This window comes from Xanthomonas bonasiae (genome assembly GCF_017163705.1).
Lineage (GTDB): Bacteria > Pseudomonadota > Gammaproteobacteria > Xanthomonadales > Xanthomonadaceae > Xanthomonas_A > Xanthomonas_A bonasiae.
In genome coordinates this window covers 32,363-49,936 of sequence record NZ_JAFIWB010000026.1, presented here as the reverse complement: position 1 = coordinate 49,936, position 17,574 = coordinate 32,363, and the positions used below count along the sequence as shown (strand labels likewise).

The following is a 17,574-nucleotide window of genomic DNA, read 5'->3' as shown; positions in this document are numbered from 1 at the left end:
CCTGGGCCGATGGCGGCCCAGCGCCACGCGCACCTTGAAAGCCGATGCCGGCAGCGCCATCCAGGAGGCATCCCTTTCGATGCCAGGAGTCCGCGCCATGTTGGGAATCGGTGCCTTCAAGCAGCGCTTGCCGCGCCCGGGCGAAAGCCTGCCCGGCCGCGCGGAGCCGCTGCCGCTGCACAACCGCCACTTCGTCAATGGCCACCCGCTGCGCGACGCGTTCGCCGGCCTGCAACAGGTGCAGTTCGGCCTGGGCTGCTTCTGGGGCGCCGAGCGCAAGTTCTGGTCGCTGCCGGGTGTGTTCAGCACCGCGGTCGGCTACGCCGGCGGGCAGACGCCCAACGCCACCTACCGGGAAGTGTGCTCCGGCCAGACCGGCCACACCGAGGTGGTGCTGGTGGTGTTCGATCCGCAGGCGCTGCGCTTCGAGCAGGTGCTGCAGACCTTCTGGGAAAGCCACGATCCGACCCAGGGCATGCGCCAGGGCAACGATACCGGCACCCAGTACCGCTCGGCGATCTACTGCAGCACGCAGGCGCAGTACGACGCGGCCATCGCCAGCCGCGACGCCTACCAGCAGCGCCTGCGCGCGGCCGGCTACGGCGAGATCACCACCGAGATCCTGTTCCCGGCGCCGCCGTTCTACTACGCCGAGGACGAGCACCAGCAATACCTGGCCAAGAATCCGGGCGGCTACTGCGGATTGGGCGGTACGGGGGTCAGCTGCTCGCTCGGCCTGGAGGCCTGAACCGGCCGCGCAGCGCCCACGCGCTGCGCGGTCGTCGCGCGAGCCGGGTCCAGGCCGGCGCGCGCTGCGTCACACGAACTCGGCAGCGAACATCTGCCGCATCTGCGCGATCTGTTCTTCGCGCTCGGGATGCAGTTGGCGCAGGCACTCCAGCGCGAAAGTGACCGGGCTGGTGCCGGGTGCGGTGATCAGCCCGCCCGTATTGACCGCTTTCTGCTCGAGGTAGTGCGCGGTGCCGGCATAGACGCCCACGTGCTCGCGCAGGAACGCCTCGGAATTGCTGGTATGCGCCCGCGTATCCAGCAGTCCGGCATAGGCCGGCGCGATGGTGGCGCCGCAGATCGCCGCGACCGCGCGGCCGGCGTCGATGCGTTGCTGCAGCAAGCCGCTGAGTCCGGGAATCTCGCCGGCCTGCCAGCGTTCGCTGCCCGGCAATAGCCACAGGTCCGCCTCCAGCGGCGCCAGGTCCGACAACGCGTATTCCGGGTGCAGGCTCAGTCCGCCGATCGAGGTCAGCGGCTTGCCGTCGATGCTGGCGATCCTGATCTCGTCGCCGAACCAGGCCCGCGCCGCCGGCAGGACGGTGCCGATCTCCCAGTCCGCCACGCCGTCGACCATCACTACCGCGATCGTTGCCATTGCCGTCCCTCTGCTGTGAGGTAGGCAGCATAGCGAGCGGAGAGTTGCGGCGGCGCCAACGCTATGCCGCACGACCGCTGTCACGCGTGCATCGGGTCTGTGCGTGTCCTTGGCGTCAGACCGTGTTGCCGCATCCACGCTGTGTGCAGCGGGCTATCGCGTCTCAACTACGATGGAGTCCGCAGCGAATCGGGAATCGAACGCAAAGCGGAGACCCGCTTCGCCCATTCCCCATTCCCGTTTTCCCATTCCCCGCAAAAAAAGAGCGGCGTTGCCGCCGCTCCTGGGTCGTGCCGTTGCAGGCTGCGCTCAGGCCGCCAGCTTCTGCCGGATCGTGTCGCGCAGCGCCTGCAGGTCCTTGGCGAAGGTGTCGATGCCGCTGGCCAGCTTCTCGGTCGCCATCGGATCGGCGGCCAGGTCGGTGGCGAACTGCCTGGCATCGATCGGCACGATCTGCGCGCCGTCGGCCTGGCCGGGCGACAGCTTGCGCGGCAGCTCGCCATGGTCGGCGTCGAGCTTTTCCAGCAGCTCCGGCGAGATGGTCAGGCGGTCGCAGCCGGCCAGCGCCTCGATCTGCGCGGTGGAACGGAACGAGGCGCCCATCACCACGGTCTGCGAGCCGCGGCGCTTGAACTCGGCATACACGCCGCGCACGAACTGCACGCCCGGGTCGTCGTCGATGCTGGCCGGGGTCTGCCCGTTGGCCACGTACCAGTCCAGGATGCGACCGACGAACGGCGAGATCAGGAACACGCCGGCCTCGGCGCAGGCCAGTGCCTGGGTGCGGTTGAAGATCAGCGTCAGGTTGCAGTCGATGCCGTCCTTCTGCAGCTGGCGCGCGGCCTCGATGCCTTCCCAGGTCGCGGCGACCTTGATCAGGATCTTGTCCTTGGGCACGCCGCGTTCGGCGTACATGGCGATGAACTTGTGCGCCTTGGCGATGGTCGCGGCGGTGTCGTGGGCCAGGTCGGCGTCCACCTCGGTGGACACCCGCCCGGGCACGAGCGCGCTGAGCTTGCTGCCCACGCCGATGGTCAGGCGGTCGGCGATCTCGTCGACCAGGGCGGCGTGGTCGCCGTCCTGGCTGCGCGCCCAGGCCAGCGCCTCGTCAATCAGCTCGGCGTAGACCGGCAAATCCAGGGCTTTCTTCACCAGGGTCGGATTGGTGGTGCAGTCGACCGGCTTGAGCCGCTTGATCGCATCGTAGTCGCCAGTATCGGCCACGACCACGGACAACTCGCGCAGCTGGGCCAGTTTGGAAGGAGCGGAAGACATCATCGGTATCTCTCGGAACGGATGAAATGGAGGATAAACCCGCGCACGTTAACCCGCCGCAGGCGCAAAGTCGCTTGCGGCCTGCACCGCGAGCACGCGCAGCCGCAGCGCACGGCCGCCGGGGCCCTGCCAGTCGATCGACTGGCCCACGGCCAGGCCGAGCAGGGCGCTGCCGACCGGCGCCAGCACCGAGATGCGGCCTTGCGCGGCATCGGCTTCGTGCGGATAGACCAGGGTCAGTTGGTGGCGTTCGCCGTGCAGTTCGTCTTCGCATTCCACGCGCGAGTGCATGGCGACGATGCCGGCGGGAATCTGTTCGGGCGGCACCACCGTGGCGCGGCCGAGTTCTGCGCCCAGCGCGAGCGCGGCCGGGTGCTGCTGCAATGCGGGGGATTCGAGCAAGGCCTCCAGACGGGCCAGGTCGTGGCTGGACACGATCAGTGAAGGGGGCAGGCCGCTTTGCGGTTGAGAGGACATGGCAAACTCCTTGGGTCATGAAAAAGGCGGCGCTGCGAGGCGCCGCCCGGATGGCGCTGGCTGCCGCGTGGCATCGGCCGCAGGGCCGATGGCCGCGCTCAGACAGCAGTAACGCGCGGTTGCGTGGGTAGCAGTTGCTCCAGCAACGCCAGCAACAGCGGGCCGTCGAACAGGGCGGTGTAGCTGACGCTGACCTTGCTGCCGCCGCGCAACTGGAACTGCAGGCGCGAGGTCCACGCCGACACGTCCATGCCGACGATGTCGTCGATGCGGACCTCGTTGCCGGCGAAGGCGATGCGCTCGCGGCTCAGCTGCACCGTCTCGAGCGGGCCACGGGTGAAGCCCTTCATGTTGACCGCGAATTCGCGGCGGATCGCGCCGGCGGTGGTGACCATGCGGAAACTCAGCGTCTGCCCGGCATCGAGCCTGGCCATCAGCACCGGCACGCGCGCCTGCAGGTAGCCGTGCATGAAGCGGTCGAGGAACTTGTAGTAGCCGCCGATGTTGCCGTTGGCGGCCTGCCACTGTTCCTGGCCTTCGCGCCGCCAGCCCAGGTTGACCGACAGGCCGGCACGGTAGAACTGGCAGGTCTCGACGATGTCGCGATAGAGATAGGTGCCGTCGCTGCGCTCGGGAAACTGGCGCACGCCCAGCTCGCCCTGTTCCCAGCCGCCGCGGCGGATCGCCCAGCCCAGCAGGAGGGTCAACACGCCGACCAAGGCCAGGCCGAGCATGATCCATTGCAGCGTCTGCGCCGCTTCCGGCGCGACCTTGTCGCGCACCGCGAACAGCAGCACGCCGCAGGCCAGCAACGCCACGCCGAACAGCATGACCAGGATCGACAGCGTCGCATTGTTGCGATGGCGGCCGAGCACGGTTCCAATAGACGTCATCCGCATTCCTCTACACAGGTAATCGCGGGATTGTCGCACCGTCGGCCGTAAACCGGGCGTTAGCGTCGCCCGCGCGCCTTGCGCCAATGGCGCGGTGCCGTGCTCAGAGCGTCGCGGCGCGGGGCAGCGCGGCGGCCGTCGGGGCGAGCGCCGACGGTGCGGCCTTGGCCGACAGCAGCGCCTCGGGCAGCGCCTTGAACAGTTGCGCCAACTGCTCCAGGAAATCGCTCATCGCCGAGCTGCGGCGCCACAGCATCGCGATGCGCCGGCTCGGGCCGGAGGCATCGTCGAAGCGCAGCAGGTGGATATTGGACGAGTTGGTCACCGGCGGCTGCACCGCCAGCAAGGGCAGCAGGGTCACGCCGACATTGGCGGCCACCATCTGCCGCAGCGTTTCCAGGCTGGTGGCCTGGAATTCGGCCTTTTCCAGCGCGCCGGACAGATGGCAGACGTCCAAGGCCTGTTCGCGCAGGCAATGGCCGTCCTCCAGCAGCAGCAGCCGTTGCTGGTGCAGTTCGCTCAGGCTCAACGAATCGCGCTGGGCCAGCGGATGGCTATCCGGCACCGCCAGCACGAACGGTTCCTCGAACAGGAATTCGGTATGCAGTTGGTCGTCGTGCAGCGGCAGCGCGAGCAGCGCCGCATCCAGCCGGCCTTCGCGCAATCGGGTCAGCAGCACGTCGCTCTTTTCCTCGATCAGCAGCAGTTCCAGTTGCGGGAAGCGCTCGCGGATGCCCGGGATCACGTGCGGCAGCAGGTACGGGCCCAGCGTCGGGAAGATGCCCAGGCGCACCGTACCCGCTTCCGGGTCCTGGCTGCGCCGCGCCGCCTCCTTCATCTGCTCGATCTCGGCGACGATGCCGCGCGCGCGGCTGGCCGCCTCGCGCCCGGCTGGGGTCAGCATGACCTTGCGCGGCGCGCGCTCGACCAGCGGCACGCCCAGTTCGTCCTCGAGCTTCTTGATCTGCGTGGACAGCGTCGGCTGGCTGACGAAACAGGCCGCCGCGGCGCGCCCGAAATGCTTGTGATCGGCCAGCGCCACCAGGTATTTCAGATCACGCAGGTTCATCGGCAGGTTCCTTGGCGGTGCGTTCGGCGCGGCGTGGGGCCAGTCGCCCCGCGGGACAGCATAGGCCCCGCGCCGGGTCGCGGCGCGGGGCGATCGCGCATCAGGCCGCTTCGGCGACCGCGCTGCTGACCGGCGCGCTGCTGCGGATCAGGTGGTCGAACGCGCTCAGCGCCGCCTTGGAGCCTTCGCCCATGGCGATGATGATCTGCTTGTACGGCACCGTGGTGGCGTCGCCGGCGGCGAACACGCCGGGCAGCGAGGTCTGGCCGCGGTCGTCGACGACGATCTCGCCGCGCGGCGACAGCGCCACCGTGCCCTGCAGCCACTCGGTGTTGGGCAGCAGGCCGATCTGCACGAAGATGCCTTCCAGCGCCAGGCGGTGGACGTCGCCGCCGACACGGTCCTTGTAGACCAGCCCGGTGACCTTGCTGCCGTCGCCCAGCACCTCGGTGCTCTGCGCGTTGACGAGGATGTCCACGTTGCCCAGGCTGCGCAGCTTGCGCTGCAGCACTTCGTCGGCGCGCAGCTTGGCGTCGAACTCGACCAGGGTGACATGGCTGACGATGCCGGCCAGGTCGATCGCCGCTTCCACGCCGGAGTTGCCGCCGCCGATCACCGCCACGCGCTTGCCCTTGAACAGCGGGCCGTCGCAGTGCGGGCAATAGGCCACGCCCTTGTTGCGGTACTGGTCCTCGCCGGGCACGTTCATCTGCCGCCAGCGGGCGCCGGTGGACAGGATCACGCTGCGGCTCTTCAGCGACGCGCCGTTGGCCAGCCTGATCTCGACCAGGCCGTCGGCGCCGGCCGGAATCAGCTGCTCGGCGCGCTGCAGGTTCATGATGTCCACGTCGTACTGGCGCACGTGCTGCTCCAGCGCCGCGGCCATCTTCGGGCCTTCGGTCTCCTGCACCGAAATGAAGTTCTCGATCGCCATGGTGTCCAGCACCTGGCCGCCGAAACGCTCGGCCGCCACGCCGGTGCGGATGCCCTTGCGCGCCGCATAGATCGCCGCCGCCGCGCCGGCCGGGCCGCCGCCGATCACCAGCACGTCGAACGGCGCCTTGGCCGCGATGTTGGCCGCGTCGCGCTTGGCCGCGCCGGTATCGAGCTTGGCCACGATCTGCTCCAGGCTCATGCGGCCCTGGTCGAACACTTCGCCGTTGAGGTACACGGTGGGCACCGACATGATCTGCCGCGCCTCCACCTCGTCCTGGAACAGCGCGCCGTCGATCGCCACGTGCTTGATGTTCGGGTTCAGCACCGCGGCCAGGTTCAGCGCCTGCACCACGTCCGGGCAGTTCTGGCAGGACAGCGAGAAATAGGTCTCGAACACGTACTTGCCGGGCAGGTTGCGCACCTGCTCGATGACCTCGGCGGTGGCCTTGGACGGATGCCCGCCGACCTGCAGCAGCGCCAGCACCAGCGAGGTGAACTCGTGGCCCAGCGGCAGCCCGGCGAAGCGCAGGTGGATGTCGTGGCCGGGACTGGTCAGCGCGAACGACGGGGTGCGCTCGGCGCTGTCGCGGTGCACGTCCAGGCTGATCTTGTCCGACAGCAGCACCAGGTCCTCGAGCAGGTCGAGCATCTCGCGCGACTTGGCGCCGTCGTCCACCGACGCGGTGATGTGGATGGGCCGAACGACCCGCTCCAGGTAAGCCTTCAACTGGGTTTTCAGATCGGCATCCAACATGGCGGACTCCTGACGATGGGCAAAGCGAGGGGAAGGCGTTGCTGCCGCAGGGGCAGAGCGCCGTAAAGAATTGGGAGGAGGGGTGAACCGCAGCCGGCGCGCGCTGCCGGTGGCTGGCGTGAGGCGGGCGTACCGGCCGCGACGCGGGCTGCGGTTCACCCCCACCCCCGCCGAAACGGCGGAGATGGGAGTGGGGCGCGGCTTAGATCTTGCCGACCAGGTCCAGCGACGGCTTCAGGGTCTTTTCGCCTTCCTTCCACTTGGCCGGGCACACTTCGCCCGGATGCGAGGCGACGAACTGCGCGGCCTTGAGCTTGCGCAGGGTCTCGGTGACGTCGCGGGCGATCGCGTTGTCGTGGATTTCCAGCGTCTTGATCACGCCTTCCGGGTTGATCACGAAGGTGCCGCGCAGGGCCAGGCCTTCCTCGTCGATGTGCACGCCGAACGCGCGGGTCAGCTGGTGGGTCGGGTCGCCGACCAGCGGGAACTGCGCCTTGCCGACGGCCGGCGAGGTCTCGTGCCACACCTTGTGCGAGAAATGGGTGTCGGTGGTGACGATGTAGACCTCGGCGCCGATCTTCTGGAACTCGGCGTAATTGTCGGCGGCGTCTTCCACTTCGGTGGGGCAGTTGAAGGTGAAGGCGGCCGGCATGAAGATCAGCACCGACCACTTGCCCTTCAGGTCCGCGTCGGTGACTTCGATGAATTCGCCGTTCTTGTAGGCGTTGGCCTTGAACGGCTGGACCTGGGTGTTGATCAGAGACATGGAGTTTCCTCGTGGTTGCGAAGGGGAACGGGGGATAGAACGAGGCTCATCATAGGAGGGGTCGATAGATATCTCAAATCGATTGATGGAATTGAATAGATAGGTTTGGCCTATCGCTATTCAAGCCTGGCTCTTTGCTGCGTTGCGGTGGGCGCACACCGTTCAATGGTTCTACCACGTTGGCTTTTCCAGGCCGCTGCGGCATCGTGACGCCGATGAACGCCCCCACCCCCGAGTCCCTGCTGCGCGCGGCCAGCGCGCGGATCGACCGCGCCGATGCCGAAGCCTTGCTGATCCACGCCCTGCAGCGCGACCGCGCCTGGCTGTTCGCGCACGCCCGCGATCCGTTGCCCACGGCGGCGGCGGAGCGCTTCGATGCCCTGCTGGCGCGGCGCGCGCAGGGCGAACCGGTGGCCTATCTGACCGGCCGTCGCGGCTTCTGGACCCTGGACCTGGCGGTCGGCCCGGCCACGCTGATCCCGCGCGCGGACACCGAGCGCCTGGTGGAACTGGCGCTGGAGCGGCTGGACACGGCGCCGGGCCGCCGCGCCGCCGACCTGGGCACCGGCAGCGGGGCGATCGCGCTGGCGCTGGCCAGCGAACGGCCGCAGGCGCAGGTGCTGGCCACCGACCTGAGCGACGCGGCGCTGGCGGTGGCGCAAGCCAATGCGCGCACGCACGGCCTGCACAACGTCCGTTTCGCCCACGGTCCCTGGCTGGCGCCGCTGGCCGGTCAGCGCTTCGACCTGATCGCCAGCAACCCGCCCTACATCGCCGCCGGCGACCCGCACCTGGCGCAGGGCGACCTGCGCTACGAACCGGCCAGCGCACTGGCATCCGGCGCCGACGGCCTGGACGACATTCGGCTGATCGTCGCCGGCGCATCGGCGCATCTGCTGCCGGGCGGCTGGCTGCTGCTCGAGCACGGCTGGGAGCAGGGCGAGGGCGTGCGCGCGCTGCTGGCGGATGCCGGCTTCGATGCCGTGGCGACCTACCAGGACCTGGAAGCGCGCGACCGGGTCAGCCTGGGATGTTGGCCGGCTGGCTGATTCGAGCGCCGCCAGCCGTGTCTGCGCCGGAAGCCGGCGTGAGCGAACGGCGACGGCGCACGCCGCAGGGCCACGCCATCCGCGGGTAAAATCCAGTTTTCAAGCACCGTTTTCGAGCAGGAGCCGCCATGCGTACGCTGTATCCCGAGATCGAACCGTTCGACAGCGGCATGCTGCCGGTGGACGCCCGCCACACGCTGTACTACGAACAGTGCGGCAACCCGCAGGGCAAGCCGGTGGTGCTGCTGCACGGCGGACCGGGCGGCGGCTGCAATGCCAAGATGCGTCGCTTCCACGATCCGGCCAAGTACCGCATCGTGCTGTTCGACCAGCGCGGCTCCGGCCGCTCCACCCCGCATGCGGACCTGGTCGACAACACCACCTGGGATCTGGTCGCCGACATCGAGACGCTGCGCGAGACGCTCGGCATCGCGCGCTGGCAGGTGTTCGGCGGCAGCTGGGGTTCGACCCTGGCGCTGGCCTACGCGCAGACCCATCCGCAGCGCGTCACCGAACTGGTGCTGCGCGGCATCTTCATGCTGCGCCGCTGGGAGCTGGAGTGGTTCTACCAGGAAGGCGCCAGCCGGCTGTTCCCCGATGCCTGGGAGCACTACGTCGCCGCGATTCCGCCGGTGGAGCGCGCCGACCTGATCTCCGCGTTCCATCGCCGCCTGACCAGCGACGACCAGGCCACGCGCCTGGCCGCGGCGCGCGCGTGGAGCGTGTGGGAAGGCGCCACCAGCTTCCTGCACGTGGACGCGGATTTCGTCAGCGGCCACGAGGACGCGCAGTTCGCGCTGGCGTTCGCGCGCATCGAGAACCACTACTTCGTCAACGGCGGCTTCTTCGAGGTCGAAGACCAGTTGCTGCGCGACGCCGGCAGGATCGCCGACATCCCGGGGGTGATCGTGCAGGGCCGCTACGACGTGGTGTGCCCGCTGCAGAGCGCCTGGGAGCTGCACAAGGCCTGGCCGAAGGCGACGCTTGAGATCACCCCGAGCGCGGGCCATTCCGCGTTCGAGGTCGAGAACGTCGACGCCCTGGTGCGCGCCACCGACGCCTTCGCCTGAGGCGGGGATGCCGTGCGCCGCACCCGCGGCGCACGGCATGCGGCAACGTCCACGCCGTGGGCCTGGATCGGGCCAGGTTGCGAGGCATCCGCGATGCCTGCGCGCCGCCGGCGTTGCAGGCGACGCGACGCGGCTCAACCCTTTCGTTTTGCGGCGTTTCCGCGGTGGTACACGCGATCGACCTCGAACACCCCGCCACGCTGCGATTCGGCATGGCCTTCGGCGCGGATGTGCACGCGCAGGCTGTCCGCATCCTGCGCATCGGTGGTGTAGCGGTAGGACACGCGGATGCCGTTGCTGGTGCTGATTTCCACCACCATGCCGTCGGGGTTGTCGTGCAGCAGCGCCTGCACGCCGGGCGCGATCTGCACGTGCGCGCCGGACAGCGGCAGGATCACCACGTCGCTGCTGCCGGGGCGGCCGAACACCACCGATTCGCGGGTGCGGTAAAGCAGCAGCGTATCGGTCAACGGCGCGGCGAAGTCCATCTCCGGACGCAGCATCTGCAGCGGACCGCTGGCGCGGCGTGCGCCGGATCCACCGCCGGGGGGGCCGCCCGGCGGGCCGCCTTCGCTGCCTGGACCGCCCGGGCCTCCCTGACCACCGCCCGGGCCTTCGCCGTCAGGCGCGGGTCCGCCGGCGGCGGCCGTTTGTCGCGGCACCGCGCGCTCGGCGGCCTTTTCTGCCTGCTTGGCGGCTTTCTTGTTGGCCTTGGCGTCGGCTTGCCATTGCGTCGGCGGGTCGGTGGCGACCTGTTGCGCGAACGCCGGGACCTGCAGCATCAGCACCAGCAGCAGAAGAGGGGGACAGCGACGGCGAACGGGCACGGCAAGACTCCGACTGGCAACGAGTCCGACGATGCTACGGCGCGGCGTTCGCGCGCTCTTGCCGTGGTGTGTCGCCGCCGGCCACGCAGCGCGCGCCGCTTCCTTTTCGCCGCGGGACCATGGTGCCGTTTCGGGGAAGGTTCCCGGCGGGCGGATGAAATGGCGACCGAAGTCTGGCGATTCGCTGCAGTCGGGACTGAAGTCCCTCCCACAAATGGCCTGTCTGACCATCGCCTGGCCCCATGTTCCCGAAGGCGCGACCGCCGGGACGGCTTCGGGCCGCCGGTTGCGACGGACGCTGTCGGTGCACGCCGTCGCGACCGCTGCGCCGATCCCGCAAGCCACTGCGGGATGCGGCCGCATCTGGGCGAAACCGCCCTACAGGTAGAGTCCCTCGGTCCGCAGCGCCGCAGCGCCGTTGCCGGCGACCCCCGCGGCGCTGGCAGGACGCGGATCCAGCCGTGCCTGGTCGGTTTCGTCGGTCCACACCACGAACGATTCCAGCGTGTTGTAGCCGAAGGTGTTGCTGATCGCCACGTCGGCGGCGTCGCGGCCGCGCGCGATCAGCACCCGGCCGATGCGCGGCAGGTTGTGGCGCGCATCGAAGGTGTACCACTGCCCGTCCAGGAACGCCTCGAACCAGCCGGAGAAATCCATCGGCGCCGCCGAGGCGGGCACGCCGATGTCGCCCAGGTAGCCGGTGCAGTAGCGCGCCGGGATGTTCATGCAGCGGCACAGCGCGATCGCCGAGTGGGCGAAGTCGCGGCACACGCCGCGGCCTTCCTGCAGCGCCTGTGCCGCGCTCTTGGTCGGGCGCGCGTGCTCGTAGCCGAATTCGATCTGCGCATGCACGTAGTCGCAGATCGCCTGCACCCGCGCCCAGCCGGTCGGCGCGCTGCCGAACAGGTCCCAGGCCATGCCGCTGAGCAGGTCGGTCTCGCAGTAGCGGCTGCCGAGCAGGTACATCAGGGTGTCGTCCGGCAGCTGCTCCACCGGGGTCTGCGGCGCGTCGTAGCGGTACTGGTCGGGCAGGCCGCTGTCGCGCACCACCGCGTCGGCGCGCAGGGTCAGTACGCCGGCCGGGGCCAGCATGCGCGTGCAGCTGTTGCCGAACTGGTCGCGATAGCCGCGCAGCGGAATCGCCGGTTCGGTCTGCAGCGCGGTGGCCACGACGATGTCGGTGCGGCGGCTGTCGTGGATGTCGAGCATCGCCAGCACCGGGGTGGGCTGCAGGAAACGGTAGCGGATCTCGTAGCCGAGGCGGATGAGCATGGGGGCAGGGGTCCGGTGCATGCAGCGAGGGGGCGTCCGAATGGACGGCGATGCACCGAGAGTGCGCAGCCTGCGCTCAGCCCGGTGTGAAGGCAGCTTGCAACCGATTCAGCATGCTGAGCAAGCGCTGCGCCCATTGCCGCTGTCCTGCACGGTCGGCGATCAGGTCCTGGCGGATCTCCAGTTCCACGTGCGCCAGGCCGCGCGCCTCGGCGTGCACCGGGATCGCGTAGTCGGTGGCGTCGCTGACCGAATAGGGCTGGTTGTCGCCGACCACCAGGCCCGGTTCGGCGCGCAGTTCGGCCAGCAGCGCCTGCGCGAAGCGCGCATCGCGCTGGTACAGCACGCCGGCATGCCAGGGCCGGGACTCGCCTGCCATCGCCGGGGTGAAGCTGTGCATCGCGATCAGGATGGTGGCCAGGCCGGCGTCGCGGCGCCGGTCCAGTTCCGCGGCGATGCGCGCGTGGTAGGGCGCGAAGATCGCGCTGACGCGCGCCGCGCGCGCGGCGGCGTCCAGCCCCTGGTTGCCCGGCACCACGGTGCCGTCGCTGACCTCGGCGATCGAACCCGGCGCCGACAGCGGCCGGTTGCAGTCGATCACCAGCCGCGAATAGGTCTGCACGATCGCGAACGCGTCCAGCGCCTGCGCCAGGTCGGCGGTGACGCCGGCGATGCCGATGTCCCAGCCGATGTGCCGGTCCAGTTCGTGCTGCGGCAGGCCCAGGTCGGCCAGCGCCTGCGGCACGCGCTGACCGGCGTGGTCGGCGATCAGCAGATAGGGCGAACGGCCGTGCGCCTGGTACACGGTGTAGGGCGGCGGATCGCCGGCGCCGAGCAGGGACGGCGCGGCATCCGCGTGCATCGTCGGCTCAGCCACGCGGGGTGCCGTCCAACTGGTGCTCGATCATCCACAGCCCGGCCCACAGCTTGGCGTCCAGCTCGTAGCCTTCGCCCATCTTCTGCACCAGCCAGGCCGCCGCGCGGGCGCGCGGCACCGTGTGCACGGTGATGTCCTCGCTGGCATCGCCGCCGCCGTCGCCGACCTTGCGCAGGCCGCTGGCACGGACGAAGGCGACCTTTTCGTTGCTGGCGCCGGAGGAGGTCGGGCCGATCATCAGCACCTCGGCGTGGTCGGCGGTCCAGCCGGTCTCTTCCTCCAGTTCGCGCACCGCCGACACTTCGATCGATTCGCCCGCGTCGATGTCGCCGACCAGCCCGGCCGGCATCTCGATGGTGCGCGCCTGCAGCGGCACGCGGAACTGCTCGACGAACAGCACCTCGTCGTCCGGCGTCACCGCGACGATGATCGCGGCCAGGCCGCCGGCGTGCACCCGTTCGGAATACTCCCAGGTGCCGCGCACCACCATGCGCTGGTATTTGCCTTCGTAGACGACGCGGGGCGGGGAATCGTGGCGGGTCATGGGTAGCGTTCGCTCGGTTCGGAAGAAGAAGGCGTGGCCGCGTCGGCGCGCAGCCCGGCTGTCCTGAAGTGTAGAGGCATCGGTGTCGCGATGATGCGCGTGCGTTTGTGGGTTTGCAGGTTTTCGGAGCGGTTCCGCAGGCCAGGTGCGTCGGTTCCGACGCCGCGACGGGCGTCGCTCCGTTGGTTACGGCTGAAGCCGCGTCTACCGCGACTTGCGGCGAGCTGTCGGGTGCATTGTGGGTGGGGCTGACTGGAGCCGCGGAGGTCCGCCGCTCCGTTCGTCGCGGCTGAAGCCGCTCCTACAGGGGGCTTGCGGCACGCCTGCTGGCTGCGCTGTAGGAGCGGCTTCAGCCCCGACCTCGCCGAGGTCAACACGCTTGTCGCTTGGCGATGGCCCGAGACCATCCGGCGTCGCTCTGCAAGCGCGTCATCCGTATCGCGTTGCGCCGACGCCTAGCCGACGGGACCGTCCAGCCCCGCCGCCTGCAGCAAGCGGCGCCGGGTCAACGGGCCGAAGCGCAGCGCTTCGCACAGGCCGTGCAGCATGTCGGCGTCGGCCTGGCCGCGGGCGAAGCCCGGTGCGGCCGAATGCAGCGGCGCGTCCAGTGCGATGGTGGCCAGTTGCCGCCACAGCAGCGCGTGCTCGCGCTGCTCGCGCAGGCGCACCGCCATCTGCGCCGCGCCGCGCAGGCGCAGGAACGCCACTTCGTCGATCCGCGCCAGCAGCGTGTCCAGGTCGCCGAAATGCGCCAGCAGGATCGCCGCGGACTTGGCGCCGATGCCGGTGACGCCGGGAATGTTGTCGATCGCATCGCCGGTCAGCGCCAGGTAGTCGGCGATCTGGTGCGCGTGCACGCCGTGCCGCGCCTTGACCCCGGCCATGCCCCAGCGCTGGCCGCGCGCGTAGTCCCACTGTTCGTCGAAGTCGAGCAGCAGCAACTGCGACAGGTCCTTGTCGGCGGACACGATCACGCCGTGGAAGCCGGCGCCGCGCATGCTGTGCAGGGCGCTGCCGATCAGGTCGTCGGCCTCGTAGTCGTGGTGCGCCAGCACGCCCAGGCCGAGCGCCGCGCACAGCGCCTTGCAGTGCGCGAACTGGCGCCGCAACGCGTCCGGCGCCGGCGCGCGATTGGCCTTGTAGGCCGGATACAGGCGATTGCGGAAGCAGCTGTCCAGTGCTTCGTCGAAGGCGATCGCGATGTGCTGCGGGCGCTCGCGTTCGAGCAGGTCGAGCAGGAAGCGGGCGAAGCCGTGCACCGCGTTGGTCGGCCAGCCCTGCGCGTCCTGGAACTCGTCGGGGATCGAGTGCCAGGCGCGGAACACGTACAGGCTGGCATCGACCAGGTACAGCGGCCGCGTCGGCGCCGCTGCGTTCACGGCGCCCAATCGCTCAGCAGCTGCTGCGGATCGGGACGCTCGCGCTCGGGCACCTGCATGCGCGGGGTGCCGATATGGATGAAACCGGCGATGCGCTCGTTCTCGGCCAGACCCAGCCGCGCCGCCACCGCGTCGTCGTAGGCCATCCAGGCGGTCAGCCACTGCGCGCCGAAGCCGTAGGCCTGCGCCGCCTGCAGCAGCGCGAAGCAGACCGAGCCGGCGGTCAGCCATTGCTCGATCTCCGGCACTTTCTCCTCGCGCTGCAGCCGCGCGATCACCGCGATCGCCAGCGGCGCATGCGCGAAACGTTCGCGATCCTTCTCCACCGCGGCGGGCGGGGCGCCCGGGTCGCGCTGCAGCGTGCGCTCGGCCAGGAAGTCGCCCAGCGCCAGGCGCGCCTGGCCGGCGATGCGCAGGAACCGGAACGGCACCAGCTTGCCGTGATCGGGCACGCGCACCGCCGAGCGCAGCATCGCCAGCAGGGTCGCCGCATCGGGTCCCGGCTCGCCCAATTGCTTGGACGGCACCGAACGGCGCTCATCCAGCGCTTGCAGCGAATGAAGTGTGCGCATAGTCTCGATTCCGTGGGGCGGGCGCCGAATTATAGTCGCGTGCCCAAAAGCGGCAGCGGATGCCGCGGTTACACGGAGAGTCAAGCTTCATCCTCGATCTGCCGCTAACTTCCGAATTGACGTCGGTCTCACTTGCGTTTGCGTATCACACTGCCATGACAATCGCCGAATATGCCGAGGAGCTGCTGCCCAGCCGCAATTCGGACCTGCTCGACCAGGTCCGGGACGTGGTATCGGTGCCGCTTGCAGAGGCGTTCGGCGAGGTGCTGGACGTGCTCGCCGATGCGCTGTTCCGCATGGCCGAGCGCGCGGGGCCGACCCAGAACGACTATTTCGAGGCGATCCAGCTGCTGCGGCAGCAGCGCGAGCCGATCGCGGCGCGCTTCCGCGGGCACCTGGCGCAGGCCTGGCAGGCCCTGGAGGCCGGTCGCCCGCTGTCGGTGGAACGCACCCTGGCGCGCGAGCGCGGCGACCTGAGCCTGGTCTCCGAACAGGAGCTGGACGTGCGCCTGGCGGTGCGCAACCTGGCCGGCGCGATCCAGCACCGCTGGCGCCCGGAACTGATGCGGCTCAACCGTTTCCTCGGTTTCATCGCCGGCGGCCAGCGCATCGATGCCGACAACAACCCGTTCGGTCCCGAGCATATCGGCGCGGCGGTGTATGCGGCGCTGCACGGTCTGGTGCTGGCGCCGCAGGTGCAACTGGCGATCGTCAAGATCTGCGAGCAGGAACTGCAGGAGCGGGTCGGCGAGCTGTACGCGCGGCTGGAGCAGCGCCTGGACCAGGTCGCGCGGGCGCGTTCGCTGCCGATGGGGCGCACCCGCCGCCGCGCCATCCCGCGCAACGGCGCCAGCGGCGACGAAGCGGCGCCGGACTGGATCAGCCGCTTCTTCGAGAGCTGGCATGCCGCCGCGCCGCTGTCGGCCGCGCAGCGGCGCGCGGCGCGCGTGCTGGACGCGCATGCCCGCGACGACCATGAGGTGCTGCCGCCGGCGCTGCGCGCCTTGCTGCACGAAGCGCAGCCGGTCGCCCCCGATCCCGCCGACGATGCGCGCCGCAGCCTGTCGCCGCGCGAACTGCTGTCGGTGCTGTCGCTGCTGCAGACCACGCCGCTGGCCGGCTTCGCCGCGATCGCCGAACACGGCGAATCGCTGGCGCAGGGGCTGCGCCGGCAGGTGGTGGCGATCGGCGCGTCGCTGGGGCTGGATCCGGCCAGCACCCGCCTGGAGCCGGCCGATGCGGACACGCTGGACCTGGTCGGCCTGCTGTTCGAGGTCATGCTCGACGAATGCGTGCTGCAACCGGCGCAACGCGAACTGCTCGGGCAGATGCTGGTGCCGCTGGCCAAGGTGGCGCTGATCGACGGCCGCCTGTTCGTGCGCGACGGGCATCCGGCGCGGCGCCTGCTCAATCTGCTGGCCGATGCCTGCGACGGCAATGCCGGCGACAGCGCGATCGAACAGGTGCTGCAGGCGCAGGCGCAGGCGGTGGTGGAGCGGGTGGTGAGCGACTTCGACGAGCACCTGGCGGTGTTCCTGACCCTGGAGGCGGAATTCGGCAGCGCCTACGAGCAGTACCGGCGCCGGGTGGAGATCGCCGAGCGCCGCGCGGCCGAGCTGCAGCGCGCCGAGGAACGCCGCGACAAGGCACGGCGCCTGGCCGCACAGGCCGTGGACGAACGCGTGCAGGGCGACGCGGACGGTGCGGCCTTGCCGTTGCCGATCGACACCTTCCTGCGCCAGCCGTGGTGCCAGTACCTGCAGCAGTCGGCGCTGCGCGACGACGGCCATGGCGCGGCGGTGAGCGCGGCGCTGGCGCTTGGCGATGCGGTGCTGGCGCAATGCCGCCAGGCGCAGACCGGCGGCGGCGTGCCGGCGGGCGGCTGGCTGCAGCCGCAGCGCGCCGAGCTGTTGCGGCTGTGGACCAGCGTCGGCCTGGATGCGGCCGCCGCCGACGCCGCCTGGCTGGGCTTGCAGGCGGCCCTGGACGATGTGGCGCATGCGCGCCCGCTGCAGGCGCCGGCACCTGCGCCCGCGCCGGCCGCTGCCGAGACGCCGGCGGCCGAGACCGTGCCGGCGTTGCCCGAGCCGGCGCAGGCGGCCGATTTCGACCACACCACCGCCGAGTATTTCCGCACCCTGGCGATGGGGACCTGGCTGGACTTCGTCGATCGCGAAGGGCGCGTGCAGCCGGGCAAATTGTCCTGGGTCAGCCCGATCTCGTCGCGGCTGATGTTCGTCAACCGCCGCGGCGGCCGCCTGTGCGTCGCCTCGCCGGAGGCGCTGGCGATGATGGTGCAGCTGGATCGCTTGCGCCTGCATCGCGACGACGATGCGTTCTACAGCGCGATGCAGGGTGCGGTGGACCGGTTGGAACGGGTCGCGGTCGCGGCCTGAACGCGCCTGGGCAGGCGCGTTTCGCACGGTC

At 70.0% G+C, this 17,574-nt stretch carries 17 protein-coding genes; 4 read left to right on the top strand and 13 right to left on the bottom strand.

Annotated elements, in window-relative coordinates:
• Nucleotides 1–97: 97 nt before the first annotated feature.
• Nucleotides 98–748 (top strand): peptide-methionine (S)-S-oxide reductase MsrA, encoded by a 651-nt coding sequence (gene msrA, locus JR064_RS18615; RefSeq protein WP_206230694.1) that lies wholly within the window; start codon nucleotides 98–100, stop codon nucleotides 746–748.
• Nucleotides 749–817: 69 nt separating this feature from the next.
• On the opposite strand, the gene JR064_RS18610 is transcribed toward msrA, so the two are convergent.
• The 7 genes from JR064_RS18610 to ahpC all read right to left on the bottom strand — a co-directional run bounded on the left by JR064_RS18610 (nucleotide 818) and on the right by ahpC (nucleotide 7,557).
• Nucleotides 818–1,387, bottom strand: coding sequence for a type 1 glutamine amidotransferase family protein (locus tag JR064_RS18610; RefSeq protein ID WP_206230693.1), 570 nt, complete (start codon nucleotides 1,385–1,387; stop codon nucleotides 818–820).
• Nucleotides 1,388–1,696: 309 nt separating this feature from the next.
• Entirely contained in the window at nucleotides 1,697–2,662 is a 966-nt protein-coding gene (gene tal, locus JR064_RS18605; RefSeq protein WP_206230692.1) for a transaldolase, read from the bottom strand.
• A 48-nt stretch (nucleotides 2,663–2,710) separates the two neighbouring features.
• A complete protein-coding gene (gene rnk, locus JR064_RS18600; protein ID WP_191826795.1) occupies nucleotides 2,711–3,139 on the bottom strand; it encodes a nucleoside diphosphate kinase regulator in 429 nt (142 codons plus the stop codon).
• A gap of 98 nt (nucleotides 3,140–3,237) precedes the next feature.
• The gene (locus JR064_RS18595; protein WP_191826796.1) at nucleotides 3,238–4,032 is read right to left on the bottom strand and encodes a hypothetical protein; all 795 of its coding nucleotides are present in this window, start codon (nucleotides 4,030–4,032) and stop codon (nucleotides 3,238–3,240) included.
• A 103-nt stretch (nucleotides 4,033–4,135) separates the two neighbouring features.
• Nucleotides 4,136–5,101 (bottom strand): LysR substrate-binding domain-containing protein, encoded by a 966-nt coding sequence (locus JR064_RS18590; protein WP_191826797.1) that lies wholly within the window; start codon nucleotides 5,099–5,101, stop codon nucleotides 4,136–4,138.
• Between the two features lie 100 nt (nucleotides 5,102–5,201).
• On the bottom strand, nucleotides 5,202–6,791 hold the full coding sequence (ahpF, locus tag JR064_RS18585; protein ID WP_206230691.1) for an alkyl hydroperoxide reductase subunit F: 1,590 nt from the start codon (nucleotides 6,789–6,791) through the stop codon (nucleotides 5,202–5,204).
• 202 nt (nucleotides 6,792–6,993) lie between these two features.
• Nucleotides 6,994–7,557, bottom strand: a complete 564-nt coding sequence (gene ahpC / locus JR064_RS18580) for an alkyl hydroperoxide reductase subunit C (RefSeq protein WP_039007575.1) — start codon at nucleotides 7,555–7,557, stop codon at nucleotides 6,994–6,996.
• A gap of 215 nt (nucleotides 7,558–7,772) precedes the next feature.
• On the opposite strand from ahpC, the gene prmC reads away from it, so the two are divergent.
• Nucleotides 7,773–8,606 carry a peptide chain release factor N(5)-glutamine methyltransferase gene (gene prmC, locus JR064_RS18575; protein WP_206230690.1) on the top strand — a complete coding sequence of 278 codons (834 nt, stop codon included), beginning with the start codon at nucleotides 7,773–7,775 and terminating at the stop codon, nucleotides 8,604–8,606.
• Between the two features lie 128 nt (nucleotides 8,607–8,734).
• On the top strand, nucleotides 8,735–9,676 hold the full coding sequence (gene pip, locus JR064_RS18570; RefSeq protein ID WP_179568184.1) for a prolyl aminopeptidase: 942 nt from the start codon (nucleotides 8,735–8,737) through the stop codon (nucleotides 9,674–9,676).
• Between the two features lie 134 nt (nucleotides 9,677–9,810).
• Here pip and JR064_RS18565 read toward each other — a convergent pair whose 3' ends face one another.
• From JR064_RS18565 to JR064_RS18540, 6 genes are all read right to left on the bottom strand, one after another.
• Nucleotides 9,811–10,866: a hypothetical protein gene (locus JR064_RS18565; protein WP_206230689.1), complete on the bottom strand. Its 1,056-nt coding sequence runs from the start codon at nucleotides 10,864–10,866 to the stop codon at nucleotides 9,811–9,813.
• 15 nt (nucleotides 10,867–10,881) lie between these two features.
• Nucleotides 10,882–11,775 carry a transglutaminase-like domain-containing protein gene (locus JR064_RS18560; RefSeq protein WP_179568180.1) on the bottom strand — a complete coding sequence of 298 codons (894 nt, stop codon included), beginning with the start codon at nucleotides 11,773–11,775 and terminating at the stop codon, nucleotides 10,882–10,884.
• Nucleotides 11,776–11,851: 76 nt separating this feature from the next.
• Entirely contained in the window at nucleotides 11,852–12,637 is a 786-nt protein-coding gene (locus JR064_RS18555; RefSeq protein ID WP_206230688.1) for an N-formylglutamate amidohydrolase, read from the bottom strand.
• A 7-nt stretch (nucleotides 12,638–12,644) separates the two neighbouring features.
• Nucleotides 12,645–13,196, bottom strand: a complete 552-nt coding sequence (locus JR064_RS18550; RefSeq protein ID WP_184411768.1) for an NUDIX hydrolase — start codon at nucleotides 13,194–13,196, stop codon at nucleotides 12,645–12,647.
• A gap of 455 nt (nucleotides 13,197–13,651) precedes the next feature.
• Nucleotides 13,652–14,575 carry a 5'-3' exonuclease gene (locus JR064_RS18545; protein ID WP_179568174.1) on the bottom strand — a complete coding sequence of 308 codons (924 nt, stop codon included), beginning with the start codon at nucleotides 14,573–14,575 and terminating at the stop codon, nucleotides 13,652–13,654.
• Nucleotides 14,572–15,147 carry a nitroreductase family protein gene (locus tag JR064_RS18540; protein WP_206230687.1) on the bottom strand — a complete coding sequence of 192 codons (576 nt, stop codon included), beginning with the start codon at nucleotides 15,145–15,147 and terminating at the stop codon, nucleotides 14,572–14,574. Before JR064_RS18540 ends, JR064_RS18545 begins: the two co-directional genes overlap by 4 nt.
• A 155-nt stretch (nucleotides 15,148–15,302) precedes the next feature.
• Here JR064_RS18540 and JR064_RS18535 point away from each other — a divergent pair, with 155 nt between their 5' ends.
• Nucleotides 15,303–17,543, top strand: a complete 2,241-nt coding sequence (locus JR064_RS18535) for a DUF1631 family protein (protein ID WP_179568170.1) — start codon at nucleotides 15,303–15,305, stop codon at nucleotides 17,541–17,543.
• Nucleotides 17,544–17,574 lie beyond the last annotated feature (31 nt).